The sequence below is a fragment of the Amphritea japonica ATCC BAA-1530 genome (assembly GCF_016592435.1).
Taxonomy (GTDB): Bacteria; Pseudomonadota; Gammaproteobacteria; order Pseudomonadales; family Balneatricaceae; genus Amphritea; species Amphritea japonica.
In genome coordinates this window covers 3,093,925-3,106,308 of record NZ_AP014545.1, presented here as the reverse complement: position 1 = coordinate 3,106,308, position 12,384 = coordinate 3,093,925, and the positions used below count along the sequence as shown (strand labels likewise).

Genomic DNA, 12,384 nt, shown 5'->3' with positions numbered 1-12,384 from the left:
GTCACTCCTTTTTCTCGAACAGTTTTCTGAATACCGGATAGATATCTGAGGGCTCAATAATCGTTTGCATGGCAAAGGTTTCGCCGAACCTTTCCCGAATCTGTTCATATTCCAGCCACAGATTCTGATGCGGTCCGGTGGTGATCTCCACATAGGCGAAGTATTGCACCAGAGGCAGGATGCGCTGTTCAAGCATTTCGCGGCAATGGTGCGAATCGCCATCCCAGTTATCGCCGTCTGAGGCCTGAGCGACATAGATATTCCAGTCCCCTGGAGGGTAGCGGTCACGAATAATATCGGCACTCAGGTTGAGCGCGCTGGAGACAATGGTGCCGCCGGTTTCACGTGAGTAAAAGAACTCCTCTTCGTCCACTTCCTTAGCGTGGGTGTGGTGTCGGACAAAGACCACCTCAATTTTCTTATAACTTCGGGTTAGAAACAGGTAGAGCAGGATAAAAAAGCGTTTAGCGATGTCTTTGATCGACTGGGTCATTGAACCGGATACGTCCATAACGCAGAACATTACCGCTTTTGAGCTGGGCACAGGGGTACGTACCAGGTTGTTGTATTTAAGATCAAACTCATCAATAAACGGCATCCGTTTGATGCGCTTGTTGAGTGCTTTGATCTCTTCGTTGAGCGCGGCAATCTGAATGACCGCATCATGGTTGGGTAATAAACCTTCCAGTGTTTTGATCTCTTTTTTTAGTTCGCGAATCTTGCGTCGCTCTTTACCTGACAGCGCAATGCGTCGGGCGTTGGCGGCGCGCAGGGAGCGAACGACATTGAGCTTGTCCGGTGAACCGACACTGGTGAAGCCTGCCCGGCGCACTTCAAAACTGGTGGCATCCCGTAGCTGCTTTTTGATCATATTCGGCAGTTCAAGATCTTCGAACATGAAGTTGAGAAACTCTTCCTGATTGATCTGGAAAGTGAACTCGTCTTCCCCTTCACCCTGATTGCTGGCCTGCCCCTGGCCTGAACCGCCCCCGCCACCTTCGGGGCGTTTTATTTCATCGCCAACGACAAACTCTTTGTTACCGGGAAATACCCGCTCGCGAACGCCGCCGTTACCATGATGAAAGACCGGTTCAGAAATATCCTTAGTGGGAATACTCACTTCACCGCCCTGATCAATATCACGAATACTGCGGGTGTTCACCGCGTCTTCTACAGCACGTTTTATATGCTTTTTATAACGGCGTAGAAAACGCTGCCGATTAACGGTGCTTTTTTTCTTCGCATTGAGGCGGCGGTCGATGATGTAACTCATACAGCGCTCTCCTGCTCCAGCCCGACATTAGTAAACCCCTTACTGGGATTTACGCACCCTGATATACCATTCAGATAACAGCCGAACCTGCTTCTCGGTATAACCACGTTCGGTCATACGTTTGACAAATTCGCTGTGCTTTTTCTGGTCCTCAGTGGATGCTTTAGGGTTGAAGGAGATCACCGGCAGAAGGTCTTCTGTATTGGAGAACATCTTCTTCTCGATCACGGTGCGCATCTTTTCATAGCTATTCCAGGCTGGGTTCTTGCCATCATTATCAGCCCGGGCACGTAGTACAAAGTTGACGATCTCGTGGCGGAAGTCTTTCGGGTTACTGATGCCCGCAGGTTTTTCAATTTTCTCCAGTTCTTCGCTGATTGACTGGCGGTTGAGAATGTCGCCGGTATCAGGGTCCCGGTACTCCTGATCCTGAATCCAGAAGTCAGCGTAGGTGACATAGCGGTCAAAAATATTCTGGCCGTATTCTGAATAGGATTCCAGGTAAGCGGTTTGAATCTCTTTACCCAAGTATTCGATATATTTAGGTGAGATGAACTCCTTCAGGTAGCCGATCAACTTTTCGTGGGTTTCCTGGGGGAATTGTTGCTGTTCTATCTGTTGCTCCAACACATACATCAGATGTACCGGATTGGCGGCGATCTCTGTGGAATCAAAGTTGAACACTTTGGATAGAATCTTAAAGGCAAAGCGGGTTGAGATGCCTTCCATACCTTCATCAACACCGGCGCTGTCTTTGTATTCCTGCATCGATTTCGCTTTAGGGTCGGTATCTTTGAGGTTCTCACCGTCGTAGATTCTCATCTTCGAATAGACATTCGAGTTTTCGGGCTCTTTTAAACGTGACAGTACGGTAAATTGAGCCAGCATGCTGAGTGTATCAGGAGCGCAAGGTGACTTATGTAACGAGCTGTTTTCCAGTAATTTCTGGTAAATTTTGACCTCTTCAGAGACCCGCATGCAATAGGGGACTTTGACGATATAAACCCGGTCTATAAAGGCTTCGTTAGTTTTGTTGTTCTTAAATGTCTGCCACTCTGACTCGTTAGAGTGGGCCATGATAATGCCGTCAAAGGGGATAGCAGCCATCCCTTCGGTGCTGTTGTAATTGCCTTCCTGAGTCGCTGTCAGTAGCGGATGCAGCACCTTAATAGGGGCCTTAAACATCTCGACAAATTCCATCATGCCCTGGTTGGCGTGGCACAATGCACCTGAGAAGCTGTAGGCATCGGGATCGTGCTGAGGGAACTCCTCCAGCATACGAATATCGACTTTACCTACAAGACTGGAGATGTCCTGGTTGTTCTCATCGCCGGGCTCGGTTTTCGCCACGGCTGTCTGGTTGAGAATGGATGGGTAGAGCTTAACGACCCTGAACTGGCTGATATCACCACCAAATTCATGCAGGCGTTTAACGGCCCAGGGGGACATCAGTCCTTTCAGGTAGCGATGGGGGATGTTGTATTCTTCATTCAGAATTGTACCGTCCTCTTCCGGATTGAACAGGCCCAGCGGTGACTCATGGATAGGTGAACCCTTGATGGCATAGAAAGGGATGTGCTCCATCAATGCCTTGAGCCGTTCAGCCAGTGACGACTTACCTCCGCCAACCGGTCCCAGCAGGTAGAGAATCTGTTTGCGTTCTTCCAGACCTTGCGCCGCGTGCTTAAAGTAATCGACGATCTGCTCAATCGCATTTTCCATACCATAGAACTCGAAGAACGCAGGATAACGACGGATCATTTTATTGGAGAATATTCTACTGAGTTGAGGATCGCGGGAAGTATCGATCATCTCTGGCTCGCCTATTGCTGCCAGCAGTCGCTCTGCCGAACTAGCGTAGGCCATGGGATCGTTTTTACAAATATCCAAGTACTCCTGCAGGCTATATTCTTCTTCCTGCTTGGAGTCGTAACGCGCCTTATACTTTTCAAAAATACTCATATACCACCTTCCTGCAATCTCTGACTCTATCGGGCTGCCGGTGTTCGGTGCCCGTGATTAATTAAGGGCTCATAACGTTTCTCTCATTTTTTCCTAACTTTAGTTTAGTTCATGGATAACTTGCTTGTAGCAAATCTGAGATTTTTTTTGTCCTCGCTTTGGTAGTCAAAAATTATATTAACTAATTGATTCTTTGGCTAAATCGTCTATAACAGCACGAATAAAACGTGCAGCTTCCCCTCCGGTTGCTGCCCGATGATCAAAGGTTAGAGAGAGCGGTAATGTTCGTCGTGCAACAATCTCTCCTGCTACGCAAACCGCTTGATCCCGGATCACACCGGCTCCCAATATAGCGACTGTCGGCGGAACAACGATTGGGCTGGCGTAACGCCCGGCAATCGTTCCAAAGTTGCTTAAAGTGATCGTGCCACCCTGAAGTTCTGAGGGTGGAATGGTGCGGTTAATGACATCCTCCCGCAGCTGATTTAACCCCCCGCGAATGTCGTGGAGGCTGCGATTACCGATATCACGAATCACCGGGACAAAGAGCCCCTGTGCTGTATCAACCGCAACGCCAAGATTAATTTTGCTATGTTTCCGCCGGGCTAACTGCTGACCATCAAACCAGGCATTGAGCGCCGGTTCTGCCAGACAGCCGGCAGCAATCGCGTGGATCAGACGTATGGTGATATCTTCAGTTTCGGCCCAGTTATGAATATCGGCATCTTCAACCAGCGTTACCGGGACGACTTCTGCATGAGCCATCGCCATATTCCGGGCCATCTGTTTGCGGACCCCCCGAAGCGGCTCTGCTTTACCATGGGTACGATCGGTACGAGCCAGTCGTTCAATGTCTTCAGTGGTTAGCTGCCCATTCAGACCGCTGCCCTGTAAGTTATCGGTTTCAACATTGAGGCGGCTGGCGAGGGAGCGCACTGCAGGGGTCATTTTCTGACTGTGCGCCTGGGTACTGGGTGCGGCGCCGATAAAAAAGTGGTCCGTGGCGGCGGTATCTGATTCCTTTTTCAGTACGCCGACTACTGTCCCGCTGTCATCTTCCTCACCGGCAAATTCCAGTAGCGGCTCTCCGGTATGAATGGTGTCTCCGGCAAGCCCGAAAAGATGTGCGATTGTGCCATCCTGAGGGGAGGGGATCTCGATGATCGCTTTAGCGGTTTCGACGGTTGCCAGAATCTGATCGGTTTTAACGCTGTCTCCTTCGCTGATCATCCATTCCACAATTTCAGCTTCGGGTAACCCCTCGCCCAGGTCGGGTAGCTTGAAATATTTCATGAGAACTCCAGTGTGCTAGTGACCGCTTCGATGATGTCGGCGGTATTCGGCATATAGTGATTTTCCATTTGGTAGTAAGGCATAACGGTGTCATAACCGGTTACTCTGCTGACCGGGGCTTGTAGGTTAAGAAGCCCTCGCTCGGCGATGGTGGCCGATATCTCGGCACCGACAGCGCAACTCTTGGGTGATTCATGGATGATGACACAGCGCCCGGTTTTTGCGACTGATGCGAGAATTGTTTTATGGTCTATCGGGTTAAGGGTAACCAGATCAATTACCTCGCAACTGATTGTTCTCTCTGCGAGTTTATCTGCCGCTTCCAGCGTCTCTTTGATCATCGCTCCCCAGCTAATCAGGGTTATATCTGAGCCTTCTCTCAGGGTGTAACAGCTGTCCAGGGGAAGTGCTATGCCGGTGTCATCTACCGGTTGTGCATTGAGTCGGTAGATCCGCTTTGGCTCCATAAATATAACGGGATCAGGGTTCCGAATTGCGGCTAATAGCAACCCGTATGCACGTGCCGGAGAGGAGGGGATAACAACTCTGAGGCCGGGGGTGTGGGCGAACAGGACTTCGGTACTTTCTGAATGGTGCTCCGGTGCATGTATTCCTCCACCGAAAGGCACTCGCAGTACCATTGGACAGTGTAAGCGGCCCCGGGTACGGTGGCGTAGTCGGGCAGCATGAGCGATAAGGTGCTCCATTGCGGGAAAAATAAAGCCCATGAACTGGATCTCTGCGACAGGTTTCAGCCCCTGTGCCGCCATGCCCACTGAGAGTCCGGCAATCATAGTTTCTGCCAGCGGGGTATCGAGGACCCGTTTGATACCAAACTCCTCACGTAACCCTACGGTGGCGCGGAACACGCCGCCATTGACGCCGACATCTTCTCCCAGCACCACGACGGATGGGTCTTTTTGCATTTCGGAGCGCAGGGCAAGGTTAACCGCTTCAACGATGGTTAGTAGATTACTCATGATGGTTTCCTCCCGGCTGGGCATTACGGAGCAGGCGCTCGCGCTGCTCTTTCAATGCGTCAGGCAGCTTCTCATAGAGAAAATCGATCAGATCTGATGCCGGTTGAGGTGGACGCTGCAGGTATTCGGTCAGACCTTGTTGGATAATCTGACCGACTTCGTTCTGCCAGGCTGTTTCTTGTACCTCATCCCACCATCCTCTGGAGTGAAGGAAGGTTTGCAGGCGTTTTATGGGTTCCCGCTCCCAGGCTGCTTTGAGCTCTTCATTGCTTCGGTAGCGGGTCGCATCATCGGCAGTTGTATGGTCCGATAGCCGATAACTGATGGCTTCAATCAGGGTTGGCCCTTTTCCCTCTCTGGCGCGGTGTAAAGCATCACTGATCGACTCATGCAATGCGATAACATCATTGCCATCCACCTGCTCGCCTTGAATACCTGCTGCTACAGCTTTTTGAGCCAGGGTTGGTGCGCCACATTGAAGGCTGCGGGGTACAGAGATCGCCCATTGGTTGTTATTGATGATGAAAACCACCGGCAGTTGCCAGGCCCCGGCAACATTAAGCGCTTCCATGAAATCACCTTTTGAGGTGCCGCCGTCCCCGCATATGGTGACAGCGGCTCTTTTTTCACCGCGAATTTTAAATGCAGTGGCGACACCGGCGGCATGCAATGCCTGAGTCGCAATCGGGACGGCATTGGGGAAGTCTTCCCCCATTCCGACGGACGCATTACCCCTTTCATCGCCTCCCCAGTAACTGAGCATATCCGCCATTGGCAGACCTCTCAGCATCTGCAGGGCGTGATTACGATAATAAGGCACCAACACATCGCTGCTGTTCATTAGATCGCCCAGCACGATATCAATGGCTTCGGCGCCCAGTTGAGAAGCGTAGGTGCCTATTTGACCGGTGCGTTGCAGGGCGATGATTTTATTGTCCAGCTGACGGGCCAGGACCATATTGCGGTAGTAACGCACCAGTGTGTCAGCTGTATGTGCCCACTCGGGCAGTGGTTGCAGCGGCAGGCCGGCTTCAGACAGATAACCGCTGTAGGAAATATTAGTCGTAAATACGGTTTCCATAGAGTATCTCCTTATGCGGCCTGGTGAGATTTCAGGCTGGCTTGATGGATAATGGCTTCGGCTCTGATGTCAGCCACATAGCTGGTGGCGAGTTGATCGGCATCGGCATGTTGATAGAGCTCAAGCAGGGAATCATAGATGGTTGCTACTTTCTGTCGGATCGCTTGCTCATGGTGTCGGGCGTGTTGCAAAGCGACGAATATCAGCCCTCCTGAGTTGATCAGGTAGTCAGGCGCATACAGAATCCCCCGTTCGCAGAGTGCATCCCCCATGGCTTCATCGGCTAATTGATTGTTGGCAGAACCGGCGACGATGCCACACCGAAGGCGATTTATCGTGTCTGGGCTGATAATAGCTCCCAGCCCGCACGGACAGAATATATCGGCCTCGACATCATATATTTCATCAGGGGAAACAACGGTGGCGCCAAGCTCCGTTTTCGCCCGAGCTGTTTTTACCGGGTCAATGTCGGTAACGCTAAGGCGGGCGCCAGCATTATGTAGCTGCTTTGCCAATGCCCAGCCGACATGTCCTAATCCTTGTAGTGCAATATGAACCTTGTCCAGTTCGTTATGACCCAATCGAAATTGAAGGCTGGCTTTAATTCCTGCAAATACCCCGTCGGCTGTAGAAGGTGATGGATCACCCATATCCTGAGTGCAGGTCACATAGCGGGTAGAGAGGGCGATATTATCCATATCACTGATCTGAGTTCCGCTATCCATGGCTGTGATATAGCGTCCGTCCAGGCTGTCGACAAAGCGACCAAAGCTTTGCATCAGAAGCCCCCTGTTATAACGTCCGGCTGGTTTGATAATGACGGACTTACCTCCGCCATGGGGTAAGCCGGCAAGGGCTGATTTATAGCTCATCCCTCTGGCCAGTCGGATAGCATCTTCAATTGCCGCGCTGGTGTCTGGATAGGTTATAAAACGGCAGCCGCCGATGGCTGGGCCGCGGAATGTGTCGTGGATAGCGATTATCGCTTGCAAACCGGTGTCTGGATCCTGCCAGAAATGGAGATCCTGTAAACCGGCGCTTTCCATCTGTCTAAACATGACGGGATCCTCCGTACGCGTTTCAAACTTTGGAACTACCTGATCAAATAGCCTGCACTGTTTTTCCAATCTTATGGTCTGAAATGTTTTACAGGCCTGTCTCTTGGATAGCACAGCTTTGCAGAAAGTTCAGCCTGGCAGGTAAGACTGAAAATAAAGTTGAGGGCCGTTTAATTGTGAAAGCTTTTATCCACATAGTCGGTTATCCGCAGTCGTGGCAAGGGGTAGAAAGAAAGTTGAATTATCAGTATTTCGTATGCGGGAAGGTGAAAAAAAATATCAGAAAAAAATTACTCTTGAATAAAACTGAATAATTGCTAGCTTTTGGCGAGGCCGTCAGGTTTTGTTATTAATTGTGTTGAACGTGATAAATATAGAGGTTTTTTTCGGTTAAATAACGTAAAGTCTGATATGAGTCAGCTGTATTTTGCTTAGAATGAGTCGTCGAGCGCAGATTACAGCTGCAAAAGCGCACTGTATAGGTATAATTCTGCACACACATTGAATCTGTTGTAGTTAAAGGTTGCCGATCTGAGTTATGAAAACTCTTCCCTTATCTTATCTCAAGAAACCGTTGAAACGAGCGCTTCTGGTAGCGGCCTTTGCTGTGGCCCCTGGCGGTGTGCAGGCCGAAGATACTGTTTTGAGTCTGGACCAGGAAACACTGTTGTTGGCCAGTTTGGGTGATTTGCAACAGAATCAGATGAATGGCGCAATGTCTAAGTTACGTACCCTGATTGAAGAACAGCCGGATTTTAGGCTGGCTCAGCTGATTTATGCTGATTTGATGGCCGCTCAGGGAGTTACGCTGAGTGCTGTGGGTAATAATGGTCAAAGTGACAAAAAAACGTTGCAAGGGCTTATTTCTGAAGCGCGTGCACGTATGAGTGTTGATCGTTACAAGCCTCTGCCAGATACCATCCCAGGCAGCCTGTTACAGATGTCTGCGGATCAGAAACATGTGATCGTTGTTGATACAACGCTGTCTCGTTTGTATCTGTTTGAAAATAAGGCCGGTGTACCGAAACTGATTAAAGATTATTACGTTTCTTATGGCCGGGGTGGTGTAGAAAAGACTAAACGGGGTGATTTGAGAACGCCTTTAGGTGTCTATTTTACAACGGGCCGATTGACCGACGATCAGTTACCGCCACGCTATGGCACTGGTGCGCTGCCTATTAACTATCCGAATGCCTGGGATCAGCGCCTGGGGCATACCGGTAGTGGTATTTGGGTTCATGGTTCGCCAAAAGATACTTTCAGTCGACCACCTCAGGCGAGTGAAGGTTGTTTATCCCTGAGTAATAATCACTTTTCTGAATTAGATGGGATCATCGATTTGAGTGCGACTCCGGTACTGATAGGGACGTCATTTGAGTGGCTTGATCTGGATAGCTGGAAGCAGAAAAAAACGGTATTTACTCAGGTAGTCGATAGCTGGCGTAGTGACTGGGAAAGTAAAAATACCGATAACTACCTGAGTCATTACTCTAAAGAGTTTAATAACGGGGATATAGGGTTTGAGCAATTTGCTTCCCATAAACGTCGCGTTAATAGCAGTAAGTCGTTTATTGATGTAGAGGTTGATAATTTAAGTATTTATCAACATCCGGATAACCAGGGTATGTTTATCGCTACTTTTGTGCAGAATTATAAGAGCGATAATTACAGTGGTAGTGATATCAAACGACAATACTGGGTCAATGAGAATGGTCACTGGCGGATCGCCTATGAGGGGCTTCCGCAGAAAGGAAAACCATAATATCTACGCATAAAAAAACCTCCGGCTGGAGGTTTTTTTTATGTCTGATCACCGCGGTTAAAGCGTTGTTTCCGCCGAAATTTTCCATTGCCCGTTTTCCCGGGCGAGTATCAGTGTTTTGTATACCGTATCCTGATAAGTATCGGATTGATAAGCTTGACGGAAAACTGAGCGAACGGAACCATTACCTGCATCTGCAAGAGAAATGTCTGAGACCTCTATCTTGATGAAAGCAGGCTTGCTTAAACGTTTATGTCGTCCCCACTCCCATTGTTTATGCGTCACTGTTGGATCGGGAGAGTAGTTTCCGGAATAGAACTCCAGGTAAGCTTCTACATTTTGAGCAGACCATGATGTGGCCCAGTTGGCGATAAGTTGTTGCAGCTCACTACGGATCTCGTCAGAAAGAAGAGGGTCATTGTTAGTCTCAGCAACTGAGCTGGTCTGTGCATCGCTTTGCTTTGTGCTGTCAGGTTCTGCAACAACGGCAGGTGCTTTCACTGATGCAGTATCCACCGGCTGGGAGGTTTCCGTGGTGGCTACTTGTTCAGCCACGATTGTCGGGACGCTACCTTCCGATATCTGTCGTTCTTCAATCACCAGCTCAGAAGGTTGTGTCTCTGCGGTCTTAGCGGCGACTGTCGGGGTTACAGCGGGTTTCTGAACGGCAGGGGGTTGTGCCGCAGCGACTATGATAGTTGGTGCGGGAGTAGGGTTATAAACCTGATCCAGAATATCCAGATTCGCTCTTGGAGGCTGAGTGCTGGAGTCCAGATTCAAAGCCCGGTTGTAGGCCTGGGTGGCGAGGGTCGCATAGATACTTTTCAGGTTTGTCTGGACCTGAGCGTAGCTCGGGTGGGTTTCAAATGCCTGTAACAGTACCTTAACCGCTTCCTCGTTTTCTCCTTTACGTGCGTGAACCACTGCCAGGTTATTATAGGGCTCGGGAGATTCAGGGTAGAGTTGAATCAGCCGGCTAAACACATCGGCTGCCTCATCCAGTTTGTTCTGGTTAATCAGCGATATTCCGTATAACAACCACCCGTTAGGGTCTTTCGGATTGCTTGTCAGGTAACTATTGACCTTATCAAAAGCGCCTCGATGATCTCCTTTGCTTTGTAACTTTTTAGCTTGTTTTAATTCGGCGGCTAAGAGCTGAGCATTGAATTCAATTTTTTCTCTGAGCTTGTCTGAATCCGGTTGTCCTGCTTTGACAACTGGCGAGGTTAACGCTTGTTTCTGATCTTCTAACCAGTTATTCAATGCATTAAGTTTGGCGTCGATATCCGACTGGGTAGCCTGGAAATCAGATGTTTTAGTGCAGTCATAATTGTTGCTTGCACCTGCACTTTGACAGAACTTATCCGACTGAGTTGCACCACTGACTGTCATCGAACCGGTGAGCAGACCGATAGCGACAGCAAGTGTCAATTTGCGGGTCATGGCCGCTCGAGAGTGGTGTTTACCGTTATGAGTCATCGGAAAGGTATCCATTCATGAATATTCAGGCGTCGAAGTTAATAATTAAAGAGCGATTATAACTCGAAACGCGCTCTGCGAAAGCATTTACGGGGTAATCCCGTACATAAAAAAACAGCCACTTAAAAGTGGCTGTTCATCAGGGAGGGTAAAGTGATTACTGCTGTTCGCGGGCAATAGCCCGATAGGCAATATCATCCCGGTAGTAAACACCGTTCCAGTTGATCTGCTTAACCAGCTCATAGGCCCGTTGCTGGGCTTCTGTTACAGTATTTCCCATCGCGGTTGCACAGAGTACCCGACCACCACTGGTAACGATTTGACCGTCTTTCTGAGCGGTACCAGCATGGAATACTTTAGTACCTTCAGCAACTTCGGTTGGCAAACTGATAATATCCCCTTTGCCATAGTCGCCAGGGTAGCCGCCGGCAGCAAGAACGACACCCACCGCGCAACGGGAGTCCCAGTTTGCAGTGGTCTTATCCAGGTTGCCATCCAGTGCTGCATTACACAGCTCAGCGATGCTGGATTTCAGGCGTAACATAATTGGCTGTGTTTCAGGGTCACCAAACCGGCAGTTGTATTCAATAACCTTTGGTGTGCCGTCAGCCATGATCATCAGACCGGCGTAGAGGAACCCGACATAGGTATTGCCTTCCTCAGCCATACCTTTAACAGTCGGCAGGATAACCTCTTGCATAATGCGCTGGTCGATCTCTGGCGTGACCACAGGGGCAGGGGAGTATGCACCCATACCGCCTGTATTCAGACCGGTATCGCCGTTACCCATGCGCTTGTGATCCTGGCTGGTTGCCATCGGCAGAACATTGGTGCCGTCAACCATGACGATAAAGCTGGCTTCTTCGCCATCGAGGAACTCTTCAATGACAACTCTGTGACCGGCTTCGCCAAAGGCATTGCCAGCTAACATATCTTTAACGGCGTCTTCAGCTTCCTGCAGTGTCATCGCAACGATAACGCCTTTGCCTGCAGCCAGGCCATCAGCTTTTACTACAATTGGCGCACCGACTTTCTGCAGATATGCGAGGGCGGGCTCAACTTCGGTAAAGTTCTGGTAATCGGCCGTTGGAATTTGCTGGCGTTCCAGAAAGTCTTTCGTAAACGCTTTAGAGCCTTCCAGCTGTGCTGCACCCTTAGACGGACCAAAACAGCGCAGACCTTCACTCTGAAAGCGATCAACGATACCTTCTACCAAAGGCGCTTCCGGGCCAACGATGGTTAAGGCGACATCGTTATCTTTAGCAAATGTGACCAGAGAATCCTGATCCATTACGTCGATGGCTACGTTTTCTACTTTCGACTCAATCGCAGAGCCGGCATTTCCCGGGGCGACGAATACTTTAGTGATGTTGCTATCCTGAGCTGCCTGCCACGCTAAGGCGTGTTCACGGCCGCCGGAGCCAATTACCAATACGTTCATATCTCTACCTTTATCCTGACTTCGTCCGACAAAAGAAGAGCCAGATTAACTGGCT

Annotated in this window: 9 protein-coding genes; 1 reads left to right on the top strand and 8 read right to left on the bottom strand. The window is 49.6% G+C overall.

The annotated features are described in order from the left end of the window. Position 1: 1 nt before the first annotated feature. The 6 genes from AMJAP_RS14355 to AMJAP_RS14330 all read right to left on the bottom strand — a co-directional run bounded on the left by AMJAP_RS14355 (position 2) and on the right by AMJAP_RS14330 (position 7,647). Positions 2 to 1,273, bottom strand: coding sequence for a YeaH/YhbH family protein (locus AMJAP_RS14355; RefSeq protein WP_019623238.1), 1,272 nt, complete (start codon positions 1,271 to 1,273; stop codon positions 2 to 4). 39 nt (positions 1,274 to 1,312) lie between these two features. After that, the gene (locus AMJAP_RS14350) at positions 1,313 to 3,235 is read right to left on the bottom strand and encodes a PrkA family serine protein kinase (RefSeq protein ID WP_019623237.1); all 1,923 of its coding nucleotides are present in this window, start codon (positions 3,233 to 3,235) and stop codon (positions 1,313 to 1,315) included. A gap of 177 nt (positions 3,236 to 3,412) precedes the next feature. After that, a complete protein-coding gene (locus AMJAP_RS14345; RefSeq protein ID WP_019623236.1) occupies positions 3,413 to 4,528 on the bottom strand; it encodes a dihydrolipoamide acetyltransferase family protein in 1,116 nt (371 codons plus the stop codon). Continuing rightward, positions 4,525 to 5,508: an alpha-ketoacid dehydrogenase subunit beta gene (locus tag AMJAP_RS14340; RefSeq protein ID WP_019623235.1), complete on the bottom strand. Its 984-nt coding sequence runs from the start codon at positions 5,506 to 5,508 to the stop codon at positions 4,525 to 4,527. Before AMJAP_RS14340 ends, AMJAP_RS14345 begins: the two co-directional genes overlap by 4 nt. Beyond that, on the bottom strand, positions 5,501 to 6,589 hold the full coding sequence (gene pdhA, locus AMJAP_RS14335; protein ID WP_019623234.1) for a pyruvate dehydrogenase (acetyl-transferring) E1 component subunit alpha: 1,089 nt from the start codon (positions 6,587 to 6,589) through the stop codon (positions 5,501 to 5,503). Before pdhA ends, AMJAP_RS14340 begins: the two co-directional genes overlap by 8 nt. Positions 6,590 to 6,600: 11 nt before the next feature. Then, the gene (locus tag AMJAP_RS14330) at positions 6,601 to 7,647 is read right to left on the bottom strand and encodes a Leu/Phe/Val dehydrogenase (protein ID WP_019623233.1); all 1,047 of its coding nucleotides are present in this window, start codon (positions 7,645 to 7,647) and stop codon (positions 6,601 to 6,603) included. A gap of 538 nt (positions 7,648 to 8,185) precedes the next feature. On the opposite strand from AMJAP_RS14330, the gene AMJAP_RS14325 reads away from it, so the two are divergent. Then, a complete protein-coding gene (locus AMJAP_RS14325) occupies positions 8,186 to 9,409 on the top strand; it encodes a L,D-transpeptidase family protein (protein ID WP_019623231.1) in 1,224 nt (407 codons plus the stop codon). Between the two features lie 57 nt (positions 9,410 to 9,466). On the opposite strand, the gene AMJAP_RS14320 is transcribed toward AMJAP_RS14325, so the two are convergent. After that, the gene (locus AMJAP_RS14320; protein WP_083935428.1) at positions 9,467 to 10,903 is read right to left on the bottom strand and encodes a L,D-transpeptidase Cds6 family protein; all 1,437 of its coding nucleotides are present in this window, start codon (positions 10,901 to 10,903) and stop codon (positions 9,467 to 9,469) included. 142 nt (positions 10,904 to 11,045) lie between these two features. Next, positions 11,046 to 12,329: a phosphoribosylamine--glycine ligase gene (gene purD, locus AMJAP_RS14315; RefSeq protein ID WP_019623229.1), complete on the bottom strand. Its 1,284-nt coding sequence runs from the start codon at positions 12,327 to 12,329 to the stop codon at positions 11,046 to 11,048. Between the last annotated feature and the right edge of the window lie 55 nt (positions 12,330 to 12,384).

Coding starts and splice junctions, on each gene's coding strand:
- AMJAP_RS14350 (WP_019623237.1), bottom strand. CDS start 3,235: ATGAGTATTTTTGAAAAGTATAAGGCGCGTTACGACTCCAAGCAGGAA.
- AMJAP_RS14345 (WP_019623236.1), bottom strand. CDS start 4,528: ATGAAATATTTCAAGCTACCCGACCTGGGCGAGGGGTTACCCGAAGCT.
- AMJAP_RS14340 (WP_019623235.1), bottom strand. CDS start 5,508: ATGAGTAATCTACTAACCATCGTTGAAGCGGTTAACCTTGCCCTGCGC.
- purD (WP_019623229.1), bottom strand. CDS start 12,329: ATGAACGTATTGGTAATTGGCTCCGGCGGCCGTGAACACGCCTTAGCG.
- pdhA (WP_019623234.1), bottom strand. CDS start 6,589: ATGGAAACCGTATTTACGACTAATATTTCCTACAGCGGTTATCTGTCT.
- AMJAP_RS14320 (WP_083935428.1), bottom strand. CDS start 10,903: ATGGATACCTTTCCGATGACTCATAACGGTAAACACCACTCTCGAGCG.
- AMJAP_RS14330 (WP_019623233.1), bottom strand. CDS start 7,647: ATGTTTAGACAGATGGAAAGCGCCGGTTTACAGGATCTCCATTTCTGG.
- AMJAP_RS14355 (WP_019623238.1), bottom strand. CDS start 1,273: ATGAGTTACATCATCGACCGCCGCCTCAATGCGAAGAAAAAAAGCACC.
- AMJAP_RS14325 (WP_019623231.1), top strand. CDS start 8,186: ATGAAAACTCTTCCCTTATCTTATCTCAAGAAACCGTTGAAACGAGCG.